The 18,464-nt window shown below is 68.1% G+C and carries 21 protein-coding genes and 1 pseudogene; 9 read left to right on the forward strand and 13 right to left on the reverse strand.

Going from position 1 to position 18,464, the window contains the following annotated elements; all coding sequences use genetic code 11:
• A pseudogene (locus tag FHS00_RS17770) lies at positions 1 to 75 on the forward strand (electron transfer flavoprotein subunit alpha); the annotation flags it as partial.
• Between the two features lie 37 nt (positions 76 to 112).
• On the opposite strand, the gene FHS00_RS15100 reads toward FHS00_RS17770, so the two are convergent.
• The 7 genes from FHS00_RS15100 to FHS00_RS15130 form a co-directional block, all read right to left on the reverse strand.
• Entirely contained in the window at positions 113 to 1,624 is a 1,512-nt protein-coding gene (locus tag FHS00_RS15100) for a PhnE/PtxC family ABC transporter permease (protein ID WP_183474924.1), read from the reverse strand.
• A gap of 1 nt (position 1,625) precedes the next feature.
• Positions 1,626 to 2,306 (reverse strand): ATP-binding cassette domain-containing protein, encoded by a 681-nt coding sequence (locus tag FHS00_RS15105; RefSeq protein WP_183474925.1) that lies wholly within the window; start codon positions 2,304 to 2,306, stop codon positions 1,626 to 1,628.
• Positions 2,306 to 3,187, reverse strand: a complete 882-nt coding sequence (locus FHS00_RS15110) for a putative selenate ABC transporter substrate-binding protein (RefSeq protein WP_183474926.1) — start codon at positions 3,185 to 3,187, stop codon at positions 2,306 to 2,308. The genes FHS00_RS15105 and FHS00_RS15110 overlap by 1 nt, the downstream gene beginning before the upstream one ends.
• A 129-nt stretch (positions 3,188 to 3,316) precedes the next feature.
• Positions 3,317 to 4,000 (reverse strand): type 1 glutamine amidotransferase domain-containing protein, encoded by a 684-nt coding sequence (locus tag FHS00_RS15115; RefSeq protein WP_183474927.1) that lies wholly within the window; start codon positions 3,998 to 4,000, stop codon positions 3,317 to 3,319.
• Between the two features lie 34 nt (positions 4,001 to 4,034).
• Positions 4,035 to 5,063 carry an NADP-dependent oxidoreductase gene (locus FHS00_RS15120; protein ID WP_183474928.1) on the reverse strand — a complete coding sequence of 343 codons (1,029 nt, stop codon included), beginning with the start codon at positions 5,061 to 5,063 and terminating at the stop codon, positions 4,035 to 4,037.
• Positions 5,060 to 5,650 carry a TetR/AcrR family transcriptional regulator gene (locus tag FHS00_RS15125; protein ID WP_183474929.1) on the reverse strand — a complete coding sequence of 197 codons (591 nt, stop codon included), beginning with the start codon at positions 5,648 to 5,650 and terminating at the stop codon, positions 5,060 to 5,062. The genes FHS00_RS15120 and FHS00_RS15125 overlap by 4 nt, the downstream gene beginning before the upstream one ends.
• A gap of 112 nt (positions 5,651 to 5,762) precedes the next feature.
• Positions 5,763 to 6,158, reverse strand: coding sequence for a VOC family protein (locus FHS00_RS15130; protein ID WP_183474930.1), 396 nt, complete (start codon positions 6,156 to 6,158; stop codon positions 5,763 to 5,765).
• A 213-nt stretch (positions 6,159 to 6,371) separates the two neighbouring features.
• Here FHS00_RS15130 and FHS00_RS15135 point away from each other — a divergent pair, with 213 nt between their 5' ends.
• A complete protein-coding gene (locus FHS00_RS15135) occupies positions 6,372 to 7,592 on the forward strand; it encodes an MFS transporter (RefSeq protein ID WP_183474931.1) in 1,221 nt (406 codons plus the stop codon).
• A gap of 15 nt (positions 7,593 to 7,607) precedes the next feature.
• On the opposite strand, the gene FHS00_RS15140 is transcribed toward FHS00_RS15135, so the two are convergent.
• The 5 genes from FHS00_RS15140 to motA all read right to left on the reverse strand — a co-directional run bounded on the left by FHS00_RS15140 (position 7,608) and on the right by motA (position 11,558).
• On the reverse strand, positions 7,608 to 8,843 hold the full coding sequence (locus FHS00_RS15140) for a saccharopine dehydrogenase family protein (RefSeq protein ID WP_183474932.1): 1,236 nt from the start codon (positions 8,841 to 8,843) through the stop codon (positions 7,608 to 7,610).
• A gap of 32 nt (positions 8,844 to 8,875) precedes the next feature.
• The gene (locus tag FHS00_RS15145) at positions 8,876 to 9,973 is read right to left on the reverse strand and encodes a carboxynorspermidine decarboxylase (RefSeq protein WP_183474933.1); all 1,098 of its coding nucleotides are present in this window, start codon (positions 9,971 to 9,973) and stop codon (positions 8,876 to 8,878) included.
• A gap of 91 nt (positions 9,974 to 10,064) precedes the next feature.
• On the reverse strand, positions 10,065 to 10,487 hold the full coding sequence (locus tag FHS00_RS15150) for a hypothetical protein (RefSeq protein WP_183474934.1): 423 nt from the start codon (positions 10,485 to 10,487) through the stop codon (positions 10,065 to 10,067).
• On the reverse strand, positions 10,477 to 10,695 hold the full coding sequence (locus FHS00_RS15155) for a hypothetical protein (protein ID WP_183474935.1): 219 nt from the start codon (positions 10,693 to 10,695) through the stop codon (positions 10,477 to 10,479). Before FHS00_RS15155 ends, FHS00_RS15150 begins: the two co-directional genes overlap by 11 nt.
• Entirely contained in the window at positions 10,692 to 11,558 is an 867-nt protein-coding gene (gene motA, locus FHS00_RS15160) for a flagellar motor stator protein MotA (protein WP_183474936.1), read from the reverse strand. Before motA ends, FHS00_RS15155 begins: the two co-directional genes overlap by 4 nt.
• A gap of 130 nt (positions 11,559 to 11,688) precedes the next feature.
• Between motA and FHS00_RS15165 the strand changes: the two genes are divergently transcribed.
• From FHS00_RS15165 to FHS00_RS15195, 7 genes are all read left to right on the forward strand, one after another.
• A complete protein-coding gene (locus FHS00_RS15165; RefSeq protein ID WP_183474937.1) occupies positions 11,689 to 12,744 on the forward strand; it encodes a hypothetical protein in 1,056 nt (351 codons plus the stop codon).
• Complete coding sequence (locus tag FHS00_RS15170; RefSeq protein WP_183474938.1) at positions 12,741 to 12,983, forward strand: MucR family transcriptional regulator; 243 nt, start codon at positions 12,741 to 12,743, stop codon at positions 12,981 to 12,983. The genes FHS00_RS15165 and FHS00_RS15170 overlap by 4 nt, the downstream gene beginning before the upstream one ends.
• Before the next feature lie 149 nt (positions 12,984 to 13,132).
• A complete protein-coding gene (locus tag FHS00_RS15175; RefSeq protein WP_183474939.1) occupies positions 13,133 to 13,579 on the forward strand; it encodes a Ros/MucR family transcriptional regulator in 447 nt (148 codons plus the stop codon).
• A gap of 92 nt (positions 13,580 to 13,671) precedes the next feature.
• Entirely contained in the window at positions 13,672 to 14,652 is a 981-nt protein-coding gene (locus tag FHS00_RS15180; protein WP_183474940.1) for a flagellar motor protein MotB, read from the forward strand.
• 226 nt (positions 14,653 to 14,878) lie between these two features.
• The gene (locus FHS00_RS15185) at positions 14,879 to 15,637 is read left to right on the forward strand and encodes a hypothetical protein (RefSeq protein ID WP_183474941.1); all 759 of its coding nucleotides are present in this window, start codon (positions 14,879 to 14,881) and stop codon (positions 15,635 to 15,637) included.
• Positions 15,638 to 15,647: 10 nt separating this feature from the next.
• Positions 15,648 to 17,114, forward strand: a complete 1,467-nt coding sequence (locus FHS00_RS15190) for a flagellar hook-length control protein FliK (RefSeq protein ID WP_183474942.1) — start codon at positions 15,648 to 15,650, stop codon at positions 17,112 to 17,114.
• Positions 17,115 to 17,131: 17 nt separating this feature from the next.
• Positions 17,132 to 17,806 carry a flagellar hook assembly protein FlgD gene (locus FHS00_RS15195; protein ID WP_183474943.1) on the forward strand — a complete coding sequence of 225 codons (675 nt, stop codon included), beginning with the start codon at positions 17,132 to 17,134 and terminating at the stop codon, positions 17,804 to 17,806.
• A gap of 18 nt (positions 17,807 to 17,824) precedes the next feature.
• Here FHS00_RS15195 and FHS00_RS15200 read toward each other — a convergent pair whose 3' ends face one another.
• Positions 17,825 to 18,445 (reverse strand): hypothetical protein, encoded by a 621-nt coding sequence (locus FHS00_RS15200; RefSeq protein WP_183474944.1) that lies wholly within the window; start codon positions 18,443 to 18,445, stop codon positions 17,825 to 17,827.
• Between the last annotated feature and the right edge of the window lie 19 nt (positions 18,446 to 18,464).

The raw sequence follows: 18,464 nt of genomic DNA on the forward strand, positions 1-18,464 counted from the left end.
ATCTTCCAGGTCGCCGATTACGGCCTCGTCGCCGACCTGTTCACCGCGCTGCCCGAGCTCACCGAAAAGCTCTGAACGACAGGACGGCCCGGCGCAGCGCGCCGGGCCGTTTTCAGGCCGCTTCGGCGGTCTCCGGCTCGGCCTTGCGCATTCCCGGCGCCGACAGCCGCATCCGTCCCCTGATCCAGCCCGACAGCGCGTCGATCCCCAGCGTCAGCAGGGCCACGACACCGAGCAGCAGCACGGCGCGATCCGTGCGCAGTTCCTGCATCGCCGCGTCGATGTGAAAGCCCAGCGTGGCGACGCCCAGCAGGCCGAGGATCGCGCTGTCGCGCACGATGATCTCCCAGCGATAGAGGCACAGCGCGAAGAAGTTGCCCGACAGGCGCGGCAGCAACTCCCACGCCGCCAGCCGCACACCGCGCGGGGCGTCCGACCTCAGCCGCGGCGTCAGCGCGTCGCCCTGCCGCCCCATCAGATGGGCGATGATCGCGCCGTTATGGAGCCCCAGCGCAAGGATCGCCGGTATCATCGAGGGGCCGGTGATCTGCAGGATCACGAAGGCCAGCATGTAGTCGGGGATCGAGCGGGCCAGCACCAGCGCCAGATGCCCCAGCAGCGCGCCCGCCCGCCCCGTGACGCGCCGCACAATCAACGGAAAGCCGGTCACTGCGATCAGCGCGGCCAACGCCAGCGCGAGCTGCGACAGCACCAGTGTCGACAGGATGCCGGGCAGCGCCTGATCCCCGAGGAGCCGGGAGAGCCAGGGGCCGAGCCCGGCCCAGTCGCCGACGCGGATCGGCGCGGGGACGGCGTCGTGCAGAAAGCGCAGCAGCGCGCCGTCGCCCATCGGCGGCGCCGGGTGGCGCGCCAGCAGCCATAGCGAGGCCATGAGCCAGAACGGGGCGAGCCGTAGCCGCATCCAGTAGCGGATCGGCAGGATCAGCGCGAGATAGACGAGGATCGCGGCCGCGGCCGCACCGTATTGCGCCTGCCGGAAATCGGTCTCGAGCAGGTAGCCCAGCGTCGGCAGCCCGACGAAGCCCAGCACCGCCGAGGATCTGAGCCCGCATTCCAGCCGGTAGAGCGTGTAGGCGCCTAGCTCGGGCAGCGCCAGCGGCAGACGGCTCCACAGCAGCCGCGACAGCGGCGGCGTGCGGCGCGGCAGCGCGCGCGTGGCCGCCGGATCGGCCTCGGCGAGGTATTCGGCAAAGACCTTGGCGAAAATCCCGGCATAGGGCAGGGCGATCGCCAGCACCCCGGTGAGCGGCCCGAGGCCCGTGATGCCCAGCAGCAGGAGCGCCCAGAACAGCTCGTGGATGGAGCGGATCAGGATGCACAGCCAGCGCACCGGCGCGAAGCCGTAGGCGAGGCTCAGCGCGAAACCGGCCGTCGCCCCGGCAAAGACGCCGCAGACCGCGAATGCCACGGTCAGCGCAGCCGCGTAGCCCAGCGCCGCCGGATCGCCGAATTCGGGCGCGAGCAGCCCGGCGCCGATCCGTTGCAGCGTCAGCCATGGATCGGGGCGGGCGAGGTCGAGATCGGCCAATGCCAGCGCCGCCAGGGTCGCGAGACCGAAGCCGGCGAGGACCCGCGCGGCGGACAGGCGGCGGGGACGTGCCATTTCAGATCTCGTAGAGGCGGTGCAGCTCGGCCGCGTCGAGACCGGCGGTCGGCCGGTCGAGCACGATCCGGCCGGCCCGCAGCCCGACAATCCGGGTCCCCACCGCCAGCGCCCGTGCCGGGTCGTGCAGCGCCAGCACCATGGTCGGGAACCGTGCGGCGAGCGCGTCGAGCAGATCGCCCGACTGGCGCGGATCGACCGCCGAGACCGGCTCGTCCGCGATCAGCGCATCGCCGCCCCTGAGCAGCGCGCGGGCCAGCGCTGTGCGCTGCTTCTGTCCGCCCGAGAGCGAGGCGACGCGGCGCCGGTCCAGCCCGGCGAGGCCGACCCTTTCCAGCATAGGCGCGACACGCGCCCGCTCACGCGAAGGCGGACGCAGCAGCACCCGCAGGCCGTAGGCCGATGAGTGATCGTCGAGCAGCCCCATCCAGGCGTTGTGGAACACCGAAAGCTGCGGCACCAGCCCGGGGTCCTGCGGCACCAGCGCAAGGCGGGGTGCCGGACGGGCCCCTTCGAGCTTGAGGCGGATCGCGTTGAGCAGCGTGCTCTTGCCCGAGCCGCTGCGCCCCAGAAGCACCAGCCGCTCGCCGCGCGCGACCGAGAAGGACAACCCTTCGAGCACGGCGGTGCCGTCCCAGGAGAGCGTCTCTTGGTCGAAGCGCAGGAGCGGCGCCGTTCCCATCAGTCGATCAGGTCGAGCTGTTTGGCGATGCGTTCGATCGGCAGATAGAGGTCGTTCTCGGCCTCGATGAAGGCGGTGCGCGGGAAGCTTTCGAGGATCTGCGGATCCTCGAGCTCGATCAGCGCCCGCTGCACGCGCTTGGTAAAGCCCTCGCCCCAGCGCTCGTCCACGTCGCCACGGATGGTCCAGTTGTAATCGGGGTAGGGCGGCGTGCGCCAGATCACCCGGGCGGTCTCGACCTCGGGCGCGCCTTCGGCCACGGCCGCGTCGAAGACGCTGTAGTTCAGCGCGCCGAGATCATAGGCGCCCGAAGCCACGAGCCGCAGGGTCTGGCCGTGATCGCCCGAGAAGCCGACATCCGAGAAGATCTCTTCCGGCGCCTCTTCGAACAGCCGGCGCAGGTGGTATTCGGGCATCAGCCGCCCGGAGGTCGAACCCTGCGAGCCGAAGGTGAAGCTCAGACCCTCGATGCCCTCCGGGAAGGCGTCGCCTTCGGGCTCGGTGATGCCGGTCGACTCATGGGCGATGAAATAGGTGACGAAGCTCTGATCCTCGACGCCCTGGGCGATCGCCTGGCTGCCGGGCACGAGGCGACGCGCCTGCACGCCCGACAGGCCGCCGAACCAGGCGAGCTGGATCTGGTCGTTGCGAAATGCGGTGACCGAGGCTGCGTAGTCCTTCACCGGGACGTATTGCACCGGCACGCCGAGCCGCTCCTCGAGGTGGTCGGCGACCTTGCCGAAGCGGGCCTCGAGCTTGGTCTCGTCATCATCGGGGATGGCCGAAAAATAGAGCGTCGGCCTGTCCTGCGCCATCGCCGGCATGGCAGCAAGCAGCACAGCGGCAAGGGCGACGGCACGGCGGGTGGGGTGCTGGGGCATCGGTCGGGCTCCGTTGGGGGTCGGCGCCCTTCTACGCCATGGCGCGCGCATGGCAAGGCGCACCACGTAACGTAAAATGGGCCCGCCCGCGCGCGGCGGACGGGCCCATGCAGCCTGCCAAGGCTAGGATCAGTCCTCGATCAGCTCGAGGAGCTTCTTGGCCGCTTCCTCGGACGAGGCGGGGTTCTGGCCGGTGACGAGCTTGCCGTCGACCAGCACGTAGGGGGCCCAGTCCTCACCCTTGGAGTAATCGGCGCCCTTCTCCTTGAGCATGTCCTCGAGCAGGAAGGGAACCACGTCCGTGAGCCCGACGCCCTCTTCCTCGCCATTGGTGAAGCCGGTCACCTTGCGGCCCTCGACCAGCGGCTTGCCATCCTCGGTCTGGGTATGACGGAACACCGCCGGCGCGTGACAGACAGCGCCGAGCGGGCGGCCGCCATTGACGAAGGCCTCGATGATGCGACGGCTGTCGGCATTCTCGGCGAGATCCCACATCGGGCCATGGCCGCCGGGGTAGAACACTGCGTCGTACTGGGTCGGATAGATCTCGTCAAGGCGCTCGGTGTTGGCCAGGAGCTCCTGGGCTTCCTTGTCTTCCTTGAAGCGGCGGGTGGCGTCGGTCTGGAAATCCTCCTCGTCGCTCTTGGGGTCGAGCGGCGGCTTTCCACCTTGCGGAGAGGCCAGCGTGACCTCGGCGCCCGCATCCTTGAAGACGTAATAGGGGGCGGCGAATTCCTCGAGCCAGAAGCCGGTCTTCTCGCCGGTGTCGCCGAGGCGGTCATGCGAGGTGAGAATCATCAGAATCTTGGTCATATGGTCTTTCCTTGAATACCAGGTGCGGAGCCGTTCAGGCGACGCGGATCACGCGTTTGCCGAAGGCCTCGCCGCGCAGCAGGCCAACGAAGGCCGAAGGCGCCTGTTCCAGCCCGTCGATCATCTCTTCGCGGTAGGCGATCTTTCCCTCCGCGACCCACTGGCCCATTTCATTGGCGAATTCGGGGTAGAGATGGCCGAAATCGTCGAAGATGATGAAGCCGCGCAGGGTGATCCGCTTGCGCAGGATCTGACCCATGAGCCAGTTCATCCGGTCCGGCCCGTCGGGCAGCGAAGTGGCGTTGTACTGCGAGATCAGGCCACAGACCGGAACGCGGGCATTGGCATTGAGCTGCGGCAGGACCGCGTCGAGCACGGCGCCGCCGACATTTTCCCAGTAGATGTCGATGCCGTTCCGCGTCTCGCGCGCGAGGTCCTCGGCAAAGCTTTCGGCCTTGTAATCGACGCAGGCGTCGAAGCCCAAGGTCTCCACCGCGTGGCGGCATTTGTCGGGGCCGCCCGCAACGCCCACGGTGCGCAGGCCCTGCAGCTTGGCGATCTGGCCCACGGTGGCGCCCACCGGGCCGGTCGCGCCGCCGACCACCAGCGTCTCACCCGCCTTCGGCTTGGCGATCTCGCGCAGGCCCGCCCATGCGGTGAAGCCCGGCATGCCCAGCACGCCCAGCGCCCAGGACGGGTTGGGCATATTCGCGGGCAGCTTGTTGAGCCCGGTGCCATCCGAGACGGCATAGTCCTGCCAACCGGAGAAGCTCACTACCCGATCGCCCTCGGCGAAGTTCGGGTTGTTGGATTGCACCACCCGCGCCACCGTACCGCCGACCATCGGCTGGCCGATCTCAACGGGGGCGGCATAGGAGGGCGCATCGCTCATCCGCCCGCGCATGTAGGGATCCAGCGACAGGAACTCGGTCGCCAGCAGCACCTCGCCCTCCTTGGGCTCAAGCACCGGCACGGTCTCGAGCCGCAGCGTGTTCTCGTCGGGCTCGCCCTTGGGGCGCTCGGCGAGAACCCAGCGGCGATTGGTGTCGGGGGATTGGGTCATGAAGTCGGTCCTTGTTGATCGATGAGCGCGGCCGTCGCGGTCAGGGCGCTGTCATAGGGGGCGGTGTCGCGCGACAGCCCACCCATTAGGCTCGCACCGAGCCAGATCTGGTAGAGCGTGGTGGCGATCGCCTGCGGATCGGAATGGGCGGGCAGGGAGCCGTCTTCGGCCCCCTCGCGGATGACCGCCGCCAACCGGGCGACGATCGCCGAGACGCCGCGATCGAGCACCTCGCGCATGCCCGGCGACAGCTCGGCCACTTCGGCCGAGAGCTTCACCACGAGGCAGCGCGCCTCGTAGGCCTCGCCCGACTGGCGCGCACGCCAGCCCTGGAAATAGGTCAGCAGCCGGTCGCGAGCGGGGAGGTTAGGCGCGCCGAGCGTTCGGGCCAGGTCGTCGGCATAGCCCTCGACGAAGCTGTCGAGCAGGGCGCAGCCGAAGGCCTCCTTGGATCTGAAGAAATGATAGAAGCTGCCCTTGGGCACGCCGGCCTGCGTCAGCAGCTCAGAAAGCCCGACGCCGGTGTAGCCGCGCCGCGCCACGAGGGCGCGTCCGGTGGCAAGGATGTGCTGTCGCGTGTCGGTCATGATCCCCAGCTAGGCACCACTAGACCGGTCGTCTAGTAGCGCGGCGGGGCTTTTCTTTCTGACCTCGGGTAATCAGGGGCAAGGGGGCGGCGCTTGGCCGCCCCGACTGGGATCACTGGTTGGCGAAGCGGCCCTTGCGCGCGAGCACCTCGATCTCGTAGCCATCGGGGTCGGCGACGAAGAAGAACCGCGCCACCACGTCGCCGTCAGGGGCGAAATCCTTGATCTCGCGCGGCTGGTGACCGGCCTCAGCGAGGCGGCCATGCAGCGTTTCGAGATCATCCTCGAGAAAGGCCAGATGGCCGTAGCCATTGCCCAGATCGTAGGTCTTGTCGCCCTTGTTCACCGTCAGCTCCAGCTCGAAGCCGCTTTCGGGATTGCTCAGGTAGATCAGCGAGAAGCTCTCGAAATCGAGGCGCTCGGCGACCTCCAGCCCGAACAGCTCGTAGAAGGCGAGCGAGCGGGCTTCGTCGCGCACGCGGATCATCGAATGGATCATCTTGGCCATGAGGCCCTCCTGTCTTCGCATGGGTTGAAGGCGGAATGCCCAAAACCCGCTGCGGGGTCCAGCCGCTCTCGACAGCGGGCGGGGGCCGGGCGAAGGTCGCCCGAACGGTCACGAGGGACGGTTGATGTTACGCGGCGCAGCAAGAGGTAAACGAACGATAGTGGTCATTTCTTTCCGTTCAGCCGCGATCCCGCTGTTTCCGGTAGCCGTCGCATGAGCGACATCGGTGCGCCCGGGCGCTGGCAGGCCCTGTCGCTGATCTGCGCCGGAGTGGTCTGCGCGATGACGAGCTGGTTCTCGGCCACGGCGATCCTGCCCGACCTGGTGCGCGACTGGGATCTCGGTCCCGCGGCGCAGGCATGGCTGACCAACGCGGTGCAGCTCGGCTTCGTCGTGGGTGCGGTCGCCGCGAGCTTCGTCAACCTGCCCGACATCGTGGCGCTGCCACGGCTGATGATGGTATCGGCGATGGTCGCGGCGCTCGCCAACGCGGTGCTGCTGTTCGAGCCGGGGGCGGGGATCGCAATCGCGGCACGCGCGCTTACCGGCGCCGCGCTGGCCGGGGTCTATCCGCCCGCGATCAAGCTGATGGCGACGTGGTTCACGCGCGGGCGCGGGCTGGCCCTCGGCTTTCTGATCGGCGCGCTGACGCTCGGCTCGTCGATGCCGCATCTGCTGCGCGCGCTGACCGAGGGGCTCGACTGGCGTGCGGTGGTGCTCGGCACGACACTGGCCACCGGGCTTGCCGCTGCCATCTTCGGGCTGGGCCTCGCCGAAGGGCCGCACGGCTTCGGCCGGGCCACCTTCGACCCAAGACAGAGCCTCGCGGTGCTGCGCGAGCGGGGCGTGATGCTCGCCAACTTGGGCTATTTCGGCCATATGTGGGAGCTCTACGCCATGTGGGCGTGGTTCCTTGCATTCGCCACGGCGGCAGAGGCGGAAATCATACCATTCCCAATGGGTTCTGCGTCGATGCTCACCTTCTTCGTGGTGGCGTCAGGAGCGCTGGGTTGCGTGCTCGCCGGGACCCTGTCGGACCGGATCGGGCGCTGCGCCACGACGGCATGGATGATGGGACTGTCGGGCGCCTCCGCGCTCGCCATCGGCTTCGCCTTCGACGGGCCGGGCTGGTTTCTGGCATTGGTCGCGCTGGTCTGGGGGATCACGGTGGTCGCCGACAGCGCACAGTTCTCGGCCGCCGTCACGGAGCTGGCCAAGCCGCATCTGGTGGGCACCTCGGTCACGCTGCAACTCGGCATCGGCTTCGCGCTGACGGTGCTGGCGATCCAGATCATGCCATGGGTGGCGGAGGCGATGGGAGGCTGGCGCTGGGCCTTCCTCGTGCTCGTGCCGGGACCGGTGCTGGGCACAGGCGCGATGCTGGTGCTGCGCCGCCTGCCGGAGGCGGCGCAACTGGCGGGCGGGCGGCGCTAGGCCGCCCGCGCTCTCTCAGTAGAGCTTCGCGTCTGTGCCGTCCTTGCGCACCCAAGTGCCGAGGCCGATCTCGCCCAGCACCTTGAGGAACGGCTTGGGGTCCATCTCCTCGACGTTGCGCATCTCGCGCGCGTCCCATTCGCCGGTGGCGATCAGCATCGCCGCGGCGACGGGCGGCACGCCCGCGGTGTAGGAGATGCCCTGGCTGCCCACTTCCTCGTAGGCTTCCTTGTGGTCGGCCACGTTGTAGACGAAGACCTCGACCTCCTCGCCGTTCTTGGTGCCTTTCACCAGATCACCGATGCAGGTCTTGCCGGTGTAGTCGGGCGCCAGGCTCGACGGATCGGGCAGGCAGGCCTTCACCACCTTGAGCGGCACGACTTCCTGTCCCTCGGCCAGCTTCACCGGCTGCTCGGACAGCAGCCCGATGTTCTTCAGCACGGTGAAGACGTTGATGTAGTGCTCGCCGAAGCCCATCCAGAACCGTACGTCGGCATGCGGATAGTTGGTCGCCAGCGAGTGCACCTCGTCATGGCCAGACATGTAGGCGCGCTGCGTGCCAACGACGGGCAGATCCCAATCACGGCCGACCTCGAACATCTCGTTCGATTTCCATTCGCCTTCCTGCCAGGAATACACCGTGCCGGTGAATTCGCGGAAGTTGATCTCCGGGTCGAAGTTCGTGGCGAAGTACTTGCCGTGGCTGCCCGCGTTGATGTCGACGATGTCGATGGACTTCACCTCGTCCATGTATTCGTCGATCGCCAGCCGCGCATAGGCGTTGACCACGCCCGGATCGAAGCCAGCGCCGAGGATCGCGGTCACGCCTTTCTCGGCGCAGCGTTCCTTACGCTTCCACTCGTAGTTGGCGTACCAGGGCGGCGTCTCGCAGATCTTCTCGGGCTCTTCGTGGATCGCGGTGTCGATATAGGCGACGCCGGTCTCGATGCAGGCCTCGAGCACGTGCATGTTCACGAAGGCCGAGGCGACGTTGATGACGATCTGGGCGCCGGTTTTCTCGATCAGTGCGGCGACCGCCTTGCTGTCCGTCGCGTCCACGGCATGGGCCGCGAGGGCGCCGTCGGTCTTGTGGCTCCCCTTCTCACGGACGCTGGCGAGGATCGCCTCGCATTTCGCCTGCGTGCGCGAGGCGATGTGGATGTCTCCGAGCAGGTCGGCGTTCTGCGCGCATTTATGCGCCACGACCTGGGCGACGCCACCGGCGCCGATGATGAGGACGTTCTTCTTCAAGACCCTCGAGCCTCCTTTCGTGTTGCGCCGCCTCAGGACAGGGCGGCTTCGAAGTCACCATAGCCGAATTCGCGCACAGTCCTAACCGTGCCGTCGAGTTCGCGCACCGCGATGGCGGGCATGCGCACGCCATTGAACCAGTTCTTCTTGACCATCGTGTAGCCGGCGGCGTCGCGGATCGACACGCGGTCGCCGGGCTTCAGCGGCTCCTCGAAGCGGAATTCACCGAAGATATCGCCCGCCAGGCAGGAGTTGCCGCAGACCATCCACTCATGCGCGCCGGTGTTCGGCGCGACCTTCGCGCTCTCGCGATAGATCAGCAGATCGAGCATATGCGCCTCGATCGAGCTGTCGACGATGGCGAGGTTCTTGCCGTTGTCGAGCGTGTCGAGCACCGTCAGCTCCAGCGTGGTGGAATTGGTGATCGCCGCCTCGCCGGGCTCCAGATAGACCTGAACGCCATGGGTTTCGGAGAAGCGCTTGAGCCGCTCGGCCAGCTTTTCCAGCGGGTAGCCCGCCCCGGTGAAATGAATGCCGCCGCCGAGGCTGATCCACTCCATGCGGCCGATGAGATGGCCGAAGCGCTCCTCGATATGGCCGAGCATCCCGTCGAAACGGTCGAAATCGGCGTTCTCGCAGTTGTTGTGGAACATGAAGCCCGAAACCTGGTCGCAGACCGTCTCGATCCGGGCGGGATCGTGCTCGCCCAGCCGTGAGAAGGGGCGGGCAGGATCTGCGATGTCGAAGGAGGACGAGCTGATGCCGGGGTTCACCCGCAGGCCGCGCACGTGATCGCGGGCCGCCGCGCCGAACCGCTCCAGCTGGCCGATCGTGTTGAAGATGATCTTGTCGGAATTGGCGAGCACGTCCGGGATATCGGCCTCGTCCCAGGCCACCGAATAGGCATGGGTCTCGCCCGGGAAATGCGTACGTCCGAGCTTCACCTCGAAAGGCGACGAAGAGGTGGTGCCGTCCATGTATTCGCTCATCAGGTCGAAGACCGACCACGAGGCGAAACATTTCAGCGCCAGCAGCGACTTGGCCCCCGACAACTCGCGCAGGCGGGCGATCTTCTCGAGGTTGGGCAGCAGCGCCTGCTTGTCGATCAGGTAGTAGGGGGTACGCAACATCTCGGGGCTCCCTCGCGTGTCGGGCCACGTGCGGGTGGCGCGAGGGGCATATAGACATGCGCCGCGGCAGGCTCAACAGGAGCCGTAGGGTTCAGTCGTCCCGCCCCCAGCGCAGGAGCACCATCTCGTCGCGCTCTGCGGCTTCGCGCGCGGCCCGGTCCTGCGCGGCGCGCAGCTTGGCGCGGGCCGCCACGGTGGCGACGGTCTTCATCTCGCGGAAACCCTCGCGCATCGCCTCCTCCAGCGCCTCGGCCTGGGGCCGCAGCGCCTCGGCCGCGCGGTCGAGCGCGCCGATCTGCGCCCGTGCGTCGCGGATATAGGCGCCGACATAGGGCGCGGTCTCGATGCTGGTGATGCGGCCGTCGCGCGCAAGTGCGGCTGCGGTCTCTTCGCTCTGGCGACGAAGCTCCTCCATCCGCGCGTTGATCCCGGCGAGCTCCACCGCGCGAGCCTCGATCCCGACCCGGTGCAGCCGCTCGATCAACCGGAGGGCCCGGTCGCGCCTAGCCGCCATCGCGTGCCTCTTCGAGCGCCACCAGCGCCTCGCGCATACGGGTCAGGATCTCCGGGGGAAAGGCGTTGATCTGCTCGGGCGGCAGCAGCTGATAGGGTCCGACGATCTCCGCCGCCGGCTCGGCCTTTTCTTCCTTCGCGGGCTCTTCCGCCGCGACGGCGATCGCGGGGTGAGCCATCGAGAGCGCGAGCAGGACCAGCCGGATCATGCCGCCGGAAGCTCCTTCTGCGCGGCCTCGACGCGGTAGAAGTCGGGCTGCTTGGAGGTGGGGATGTTGCCGCGGCCGATCTCGACGCAGATGTTCGGCGGATGGTTGGCGACCATGGCGACGAAGATATCGCGGATGATCATGTAGAAGGCGCCGTCCTCATCCTCGATCTGCTTGAGACGGCCCGAGATCGGCTGGACCATGCAATAGGCGAGGAACACGCCGAGGAAGGTCCCGACAAGCGCGCCGCCGATCATCTTGCCAAGCACCTCGGGCGGCTGGTCGATCGAGGACATCGTCTTGATCACGCCGAGCACGGCCGCGACGATGCCGATCGCCGGCAAGCCGTCTGCCATGGTCTGGATCGCACCGGCGGCGCCGAGCGCCTCGTGGTGGTGCTTCTTGATCTTGCGGTTGATGACGTCCTCGGTCTGGTACTTGTCGTCGAACTGCATCGCCAGCATCCGGAAGCTGTCGGTGATGAGTTCGGTGGCGAAGTGATCCTTGAGGATCGTCGGGTAGCGCTGGAAGATCGAGCTGTCCTTGGGAGTCTCGATATGCTCGTCGAGCGCGAGGATGCCCTTCTGCTTGTAGAGCCGTGCCAGCTCATACATCAGGTTCAGCAGCGCCTCGTAGTCGGAGGCCTTCCATTTCGGCCCCTTCATCACCTTGCCGATGCCCTTGAGGGCGCTCTTGGTAACGGTCATCGAATTGGCGATCACGAAGGCGCCCAGCGCCGCGCCACCGATCATCATGCCTTCGAAGGGAAGGGCGTGCAGCACGATGTCCATGTTGCCGCCGGAGAGCATGAATCCCCCGAAGACAAGTCCGAAAACCATGGCAAGTCCGAGGATTAGGGTCATCGCAGCGCTCCGAAAACCTTGCTTTCGCGACACAGCATCGCGTGTTTCCGCTTAAACCGGATAAGGATAATTGACACCATTTCAAGCATAAACAAGGATAGTTCCCAAGATTGCGTCAGTGGTGTTTGAAATGAGCAGCGTCGAGACACTCGCCTATTTCCTCGAAGAGGACGCCCTACGGGGCGTGATGCGGGATTGGCCGGCCGGCATGCAGCTGATGGTGCGGCTCGACGGGTCGGGGCGCTGCGAGCTGGTGGTCCATCATCGCGACGAGGCGGCGCGCGTGCTTGAAACGCTGCGCGAAGGCTTGGGCGAGGCGGTGGACACGCTGGCCGTGGTGCCTGAGGTCGAAGGCTATGCGACGCGGCGCGTGCGCTTCTCCGAGGAGCAGCAGCTGCTGGCGCTGGCCGCTTCGGCCGATGGATTGAGCGAGAGCGCGCAGGATTACGCGATCAACTACCGCTTTGCGCGCGAGGAAGGGCTCGACCCGGAAACGGTGATCGGCCGCGACGCGCGCCGCTTCGCCGATGAGATCGAAAGCGACCTGCCGCAGGTGAGCGAGCGGCGCGTCGCCCGTCGCAACGCCGCCCCGGCCGAGCCGCGGCTTTTTCCGGAAGGCTTCGAGGCTGCCGACGACCCGGCCCGCCGCGAATGCGCGTTGGTGACAGCGCATCTGCACGGGCAGGGGGCGCGGGTGCGCCTGACGCTGGAGCCCGAGGCGCTCGCACCCGGTGCGGCCGAGCTGCCGGTCACGGTGGAGAACGTCGGGCATAGCGAGGATTTCGGCTGCTTCGTGCTGCCGCGCGGCGCGCTGGCGGGTTGGGAGCCGGGGCTGCCCCTGGTGATCGACATGCCGCAGGCCCAGTTTCCCGAGGCCTGGGCGGCGCGGTTCCGGCGCCAGACCCATCACGCGCAGGTTTCGATCACCGCGCGCGGCGTTTTCGTACGGCCGCAACTGCCGGCGCCCGAGGCCCCGGCTGAGGCACCGATGGTCGAGGTGCAGGAGGGCTGGCGTCTGGGCCGCCCGCTGCGCGCCGCGCTGCTGGTCGCGGGCATGCTGGCCGTGGGCGGCTCGCTGCTGGTGGGCTGGAACCCGGGCACCACGACCGAGCACAGCGCGGCGCCGCTGCAACCGGCGCGGTCCGGCCTGGCGGCCCTGACCAATGCCGGGGAGGTGGCCAGATGAGCCCCGCACCCGGCTCGAAGGGCCCGCCGCGATCGCCGGCCGTGCCGATCGAGACGAGCGTGACGCCGGATTACATCATCTGCCTCGAAACCGGTCGCAAGCTGGTGCTGCTGCGTCGCCATCTGCGCGAGACGTTGCACCTGACCCCGGAGGAATACAGGGCCCGCTGGGGCTTGCCGCCGGAATACCCGATGGCTGCGCCGAACTATATACGAAAGCGCAGCAGCTATGCACAGTAACCGCAATCAGTCGTTGATTATGCATGAAGCTTGTGCAAGGATAAATCTCGAACGTCGAAGAATTCGACTTGCCGCCAGCCGGCGGCCCGGCCCTTCGGGGACGGCAGGCGACGCCGGGTGGCGCGCACTCCCTGGATGAGAGGGCAGACATGACCAAATCGAATTCCAAGACCGAGCTTCTGAGCACGATCGTCGCTTCATACGCATCGCGGCCCGACGTCACCTCCGACGACATCGTGGCGCTGGTTGCAAAGCTGAGCCGCGAGCTCGGCATCGCCGTTGAAGGCGATGCGGTAACCGAGGCCCACGCTGCCGTTCCGGGCGGGCTGACCCCGGCGCTGCCGCTGTCGCGTGCCGTTACACAAGACAAGGTTTTCTGCCTGTGCTGCGGCAAGGGCTTCAAGATGCTCAAGCGGCATCTGGGCGCGGAGCATGGCATGACCGAAGCCGAGTACCGCGCAGCCTTCGGCCTGCCCGAAGACATGCCGCTGGTTGCGCCGAGCTATTCCGAGCGCAAGGCGAATTACGCCCGCAAGGTCGGCTTCGGACGCTACAGCCGCGAGGCCGCGCGGCAAGGCGACGAAACGGTCGACTGATAGACGACCACCCCCGACGCTGACGCGGCGCCAAACCGGCGCCGCTCGACATGGACCGGCCCAGGCGGGCCGGTGACAGGAGAGACGCGCCTATGCCCGCCGGTCAGACCATCATCATCAAGAAGATCGAAGACGATGGTCATCACGACCATCACGGCGGCGGCTGGAAGGTGGCCTATGCCGACTTCATGACCGCGATGATGGCGTTCTTCCTGCTGCTGTGGATCCTCGCCGCGAGCGAGGAGGAGACCCTCGAGGGGCTGGCCGAATATTTCACGCCGACCATGTCGGCGATGCGCGGCGGCGGCGCCGAGGGGATGCTGAGCGGGCAGGTGGTCGAGCTGGCCGGCGAGCAGATCGCCTCCGATGGTGCGCAGGAGCCCGCACCCGACCTGCCGGATTTCGGCGCGAACAGCCCGCTCGAGGTGTTCGACAGCCGACTGCGCGATGCCGAGCCCGAGGTGGTGGTCGAGTACCTTCCCGCCGACGCGGCGCCGCCCAGCGCCGAGGAGATCGAGGCCCGGCGCATGGCCGAAGCCGCGGCGCGGCTGCAGGAACGCGCCGATGCGCGCGCCGCACAGCTCGACGCCATCGAAGAAGAGATCGCGGCCCGGATCGCGGCGAATCCCAACCTGGCCGATCTCGGCGACAACTTGCGGCTCGACCGCACGCCCGAAGGCCTGCTGATGCAGATCCTCGACGAGGAGGAGCGTCCGATGTTCGCGACCGGCTCTGCCCGGATCGTGCCGCAGACCCAGGCGCTGATCGAGATCGTCGGCGAGACGATCCGAGACATGCCCCAGGTTGTGGCGATCTCCGGGCACACGGATTCGCTGCCCTTTGCGCAACAGGCCGGCTATGGCAACTGGGAGCTGTCCTCGGACCGCGCGAATGCGACGCGCCGGGCGCTGATCGACGCCGGTCTTCCCGCCGAGCGGATCAGCCGTGTCAGCGGCATGGCCGACACCATGCCGCTCTATCCCGAACGCCCCGAAGCGCCGCAAAACAGGCGGATCGGGCTGCTGCTCGAATATCCCGAGCCCGCATTGGAGGCCGGTCAGGCGCCCCGCTGAATGCTGCCGTCGCCGCATAGCGGCGTGATGCAATCCGGCCACGGCTGCGCCAAGCTTGCCGCAATCGGGCCGAGGCTGCCCCATTTCGGCCCCAATTCGTGCATAGCCTGAACCTGCCCCGAACTGATGCCGCGGACAGGCCCGCGGCGGGGCGGACAGGGCAGGATGAACCGCAAAGCGGCGTCCGGCACTAAGACGAACAGACCCGGTAAAACAGGGCGGATCGATGCAGAGCAGTGACCTTCTCGAAGCCATCTGGCGCGGCGATGTCGCCTGCGCGGGCGACACCGACGCGGCGACCGGCTTCGGCCGTATTCTCGACCGGATCATGCCGATGCGGCGCGTCGAACTTCAGCGCGGTGACCGGACGGGCGGGCAGGTCCTGCCCGAACAGACCGAGCTGATGCCCGCGCTGGCGTTGGGGGACGTGATCGAGGAAGAGCTCGAGCACGTGGCACCCTATGGCGCGCTGGTGGTGATCCTCGATCGCGCCGCACTGCGCCCCGGCGCGGGCGAAGCGGCGCGGTCGCGACTCGCAGGCCGCCTGGCGGGTGAGTTGCTGATCGATGCCGTGCAGCGCGGCGCCTTTCCGGTCGAGCACGAAACCGATGCGCTCTACCTTCTGGCGCTGAGCTACGATGCGCTCGCACATAGCGAGACGATGCACCGCGTGGGTCTGATCGCGGCGCCCTTCCGGGCCGGACTGGCCGAGGTTCTGGCGGATTACTGGATCGGGGCCTCGGTACCCGGCTCCGACGCCGCACGGCTGCTGGGCGGCTCGATCTTCCTCGGCAACCCCAGGCTGCGCGACTACCTTGCCGCCATGGATGCGAGCTTCACCGCACCTTCGGTCACGCTGGCGGACGCGGCGCTGATCGACTTCGAGGGCCGGGTGCGGGGACATGACGACTGGCTGCGCGCGATCGGCGCGCGGGTGGCGCAACGGTTGCGGCCGGAATCGGTCGACGCGGCGGCCCGACACTGAGGCTTCGAGCATGACCATGCCGATCACCATGACGACCAGCCAGATCGCCCCCGGTGCCACCAGCGCCGGGGGCGCGGCGCGTCGTGGGACCGGCGGCGATGGCGACGCAAGCGGGTTCGGTGCGCTGCTGGCAGCGAAGCGCGGCGAAAGCGCGCCCCGGGCGGCGCCGAAAGCCGCGCCGGCCAAGGATGCGGCCACCGATCTGCTGGAAGGCATCGCCGCCGCCGTGTCGGAGGCGGCAGCCACTGGCCTGACCGGAGAGGGTGGTGTCCAGCAGCAAATGCAGCCTGGCGCGGCTCTCAACGGTGTCGCTGCCGGGTTCGACGCGGCAACCGTCAATCTGACCGGGCAGGGCGCCGTCTCCGCGCAAGCGGGGCTCGGCGCGGCGTTGCGTGATCTGGCAGCCGGGTTTGACGCGGCACAGGGCGGCGATCTGGTTGCCCGCCTCGATGCCCTTGTCGGTCCCGATGGGGTGGCGGCGACGCCCGGCGAGATGATCGGGGCCATGATCGAGGGGCTCGCCGCCACGAGTGGGCGGTCGGGGGAGGAGTTGCTTGCGGCGCTGGACGGGGTGATGCCGCAGCTGCCACAGCTCGCGACATTGCTCACCGGTACGGCGGGCACCGAGTTCGAAGGGGGCCTCGCCCCGGATACTGCCCTGCAGGGGTTCACGCTGCCGCTCCGGCCGCAGGCCAGAAGCGCTACCGTGTCCCAGCTCAGCGCCGGACGAGACATGCCGGTGATCCGCACCGATGCTGGTGGCACCGCGAACGCCGCGAAGCCCGAACCCGGTTTGCTGCTCGGTGCGGCATCCGCCGGTCGTGCCGTGCCTGCAGCTGAAGTCGCTGCCACGGAACCCCTCGCGCAGAACGCCCAGGCGGCCCGACCGCAGGGCTTTGCGGCGATGCTGGCCGAGGCGCTTGATGCCGGCCGGATCGACGCAACGCAGCCCGGCGGCGATCTACCCGAAAACGCGCGGCCCGGTGGGCTCGAACTGCCGCAGCAGGCGCGCCAGGCCGAGGCCGCGGCGCCGTTGCGCGCGCCGACCCCGGCCGCGCCGCCACCGCCGCCCAGCGGCTTCTCACGGGCGCTGACCGCGCAGATCCGCGAGGCCGGCGTTGTCGAGGGGCATACGAGGATAACGCTCACCCCCGGTGGTCTCGGCGAGATCGAGATCGACCTGGCGCATGAGAACGGCCAGATGCGTGTCGTGATCCGTGCCGAGAACCAGGCCGTGCTGCAGGCGCTGCGCGGTGACCGCGACGGGATCGCGGCGCTGCTGGGCGATGCGGGCGGTCTGGACGACGGTCAGCTGAGCTTCGAATCCTTCGCCCGGGGCGACGACCGCGACGATGACGGCGACAAGGGACGCCGGGCGCCGAGCCAAGGCGCGGACGGCGCGGAGACGGCCGAAGCCGCCCTGCCGGACGCCGTCATGCCGTCCCTCTCGCCCGACCGCCTCGACATCATCACCTGACCCGACCGGAGCCCGTCATGACCACGCTGTCCCCGACCAGCGCCGCCTTGGCGCAAACCGCGCAGACGAGCGCCGCCGAGACCTCGCGCAACAAGCTCGACGCGGATTACCAGAGCTTCCTCAAGCTGCTGATCGCCCAAGTCTCGAACCAGGACCCTCTGGAGCCGATGGATTCGACCGCCTTCGTGTCGCAGCTCGCTCAGCTCACCCAGGTGGAGCAATCGATCACCACCAACGAGACGCTGTCCAAGATCGAGACCCGCCTCAGCGAGGCCGGGAGCCGCTCCGACGTGATGCTGCTGGGGCGCGAGGTTCTCGTCCCCAGTGACCAGCTTTCGCTGCGCGACGGCAAGGCCACCTTCTCCTACAGCCTGTCAGAGGGTGCGAGCCGCGTCTCGGCGCGGATCCTGACCAGCGACGGCACGCTGGTGCGAAAGATCGACGATCTGCCGGTCACCTCCGACGCCCGCCATCAGGTGGTCTGGGACGGCCGCGATCCCGACGGGCTTCCGGTGCCGGATGGCAGCTTCCGGGTCGAGATCGCGGCGACCGATGCCGATGACGAGGCGGTGTCGCACGTCACTTTTGCCTCCGGTCAGGTCGAACGCCTGGCCTTCCGCGACGGCTGGCCGATGCTCGCGCTCGACACCGGTGCCGAGGTGTCCCCCGACAGCGTGATCAGCATCGAGTGATCCGGGGCGGCGGTGCGCCTAGTGCGTGACCGGCGCGTCGGTGGCGGTGCCGGCATCGGCCCGCCGCTGCGGCACGTCCTGGCGTGCCACGTCCTGTTTGAACAGGTTGGGAAACAGCACCTCGCTGACCGGCATGCCGATCGCCACGAGATCGGCCAGAACCCGCTCCGAGAGCGCGGCGGTATCGATCGCCGGCCCGGCCATGGCGGGCGTGCTCGCCGCCTCGGTGAGCGAGGCCAGCACGGCGTCGCGCATCCGCATCATCGTCTCCGGGCTGCCCTCGACCTCGTCGACGAGGCTCTCCTCGGGCATCGCCAGTGCGATGTCGGCCACCACATAGGTGATGCTGCGCGGCTTGAGCACCGGCACGGTCAGCCGGCCGATCTTCAAAAGCGGCGCGGTCGAGGCAGGCACCTCGGCGTCCGCCCCTTCGGCTGCGGCATGCGCATCGGCCTGAGGGTTTTGGGGCGCGGGCGGAATCGCCGAGGAGTCGTCCGCCACCCCGGGGAGCGCGTCGCTGAGGATTTCGGGCTCCGCGGCGGCGACCACCGTTTCGGAGGGGACAAGGAACAGCCCCGCGGCATAGCCACCCGCAAGGGCGGCCAGCGGCACGGCTGCCATCATGATCATGCTTTTCATCGGACCATCGCGTTAGAGG

The sequence above is a fragment of the Limimaricola variabilis genome (assembly GCF_014195545.1).
GTDB classification, from domain to species: Bacteria; Pseudomonadota; Alphaproteobacteria; order Rhodobacterales; family Rhodobacteraceae; genus Limimaricola; species Limimaricola variabilis.

Bases quoted from the DNA above. Each gene is read 5' to 3' on its own strand.
- FHS00_RS15125 (WP_183474929.1), bottom strand. From the start codon at position 5,650: ATGACCGACACGCGACAGCACATCCTTGCCACCGGACGCGCCCTCGTG.
- FHS00_RS15180 (WP_183474940.1), top strand. From the start codon at position 13,672: ATGCCCGCCGGTCAGACCATCATCATCAAGAAGATCGAAGACGATGGT.
- FHS00_RS15115 (WP_183474927.1), bottom strand. From the start codon at position 4,000: ATGACCAAGATTCTGATGATTCTCACCTCGCATGACCGCCTCGGCGAC.
- FHS00_RS15130 (WP_183474930.1), bottom strand. From the start codon at position 6,158: ATGGCCAAGATGATCCATTCGATGATCCGCGTGCGCGACGAAGCCCGC.
- FHS00_RS15150 (WP_183474934.1), bottom strand. From the start codon at position 10,487: ATGGCGGCTAGGCGCGACCGGGCCCTCCGGTTGATCGAGCGGCTGCAC.
- FHS00_RS15145 (WP_183474933.1), bottom strand. From the start codon at position 9,973: ATGTTGCGTACCCCCTACTACCTGATCGACAAGCAGGCGCTGCTGCCC.
- FHS00_RS15135 (WP_183474931.1), top strand. From the start codon at position 6,372: ATGAGCGACATCGGTGCGCCCGGGCGCTGGCAGGCCCTGTCGCTGATC.
- FHS00_RS15195 (WP_183474943.1), top strand. From the start codon at position 17,132: ATGACCACGCTGTCCCCGACCAGCGCCGCCTTGGCGCAAACCGCGCAG.
- FHS00_RS15175 (WP_183474939.1), top strand. From the start codon at position 13,133: ATGACCAAATCGAATTCCAAGACCGAGCTTCTGAGCACGATCGTCGCT.
- FHS00_RS15170 (WP_183474938.1), top strand. From the start codon at position 12,741: ATGAGCCCCGCACCCGGCTCGAAGGGCCCGCCGCGATCGCCGGCCGTG.
- motA (WP_183474936.1), bottom strand. From the start codon at position 11,558: ATGACCCTAATCCTCGGACTTGCCATGGTTTTCGGACTTGTCTTCGGG.
- FHS00_RS15200 (WP_183474944.1), bottom strand. From the start codon at position 18,445: ATGAAAAGCATGATCATGATGGCAGCCGTGCCGCTGGCCGCCCTTGCG.
- FHS00_RS15165 (WP_183474937.1), top strand. From the start codon at position 11,689: ATGAGCAGCGTCGAGACACTCGCCTATTTCCTCGAAGAGGACGCCCTA.
- FHS00_RS15155 (WP_183474935.1), bottom strand. From the start codon at position 10,695: ATGATCCGGCTGGTCCTGCTCGCGCTCTCGATGGCTCACCCCGCGATC.
- FHS00_RS15120 (WP_183474928.1), bottom strand. From the start codon at position 5,063: ATGACCCAATCCCCCGACACCAATCGCCGCTGGGTTCTCGCCGAGCGC.
- FHS00_RS15185 (WP_183474941.1), top strand. From the start codon at position 14,879: ATGCAGAGCAGTGACCTTCTCGAAGCCATCTGGCGCGGCGATGTCGCC.
- FHS00_RS15110 (WP_183474926.1), bottom strand. From the start codon at position 3,187: ATGCCCCAGCACCCCACCCGCCGTGCCGTCGCCCTTGCCGCTGTGCTG.
- FHS00_RS15100 (WP_183474924.1), bottom strand. From the start codon at position 1,624: ATGGCACGTCCCCGCCGCCTGTCCGCCGCGCGGGTCCTCGCCGGCTTC.
- FHS00_RS15105 (WP_183474925.1), bottom strand. From the start codon at position 2,306: ATGGGAACGGCGCCGCTCCTGCGCTTCGACCAAGAGACGCTCTCCTGG.
- FHS00_RS15190 (WP_183474942.1), top strand. From the start codon at position 15,648: ATGACCATGCCGATCACCATGACGACCAGCCAGATCGCCCCCGGTGCC.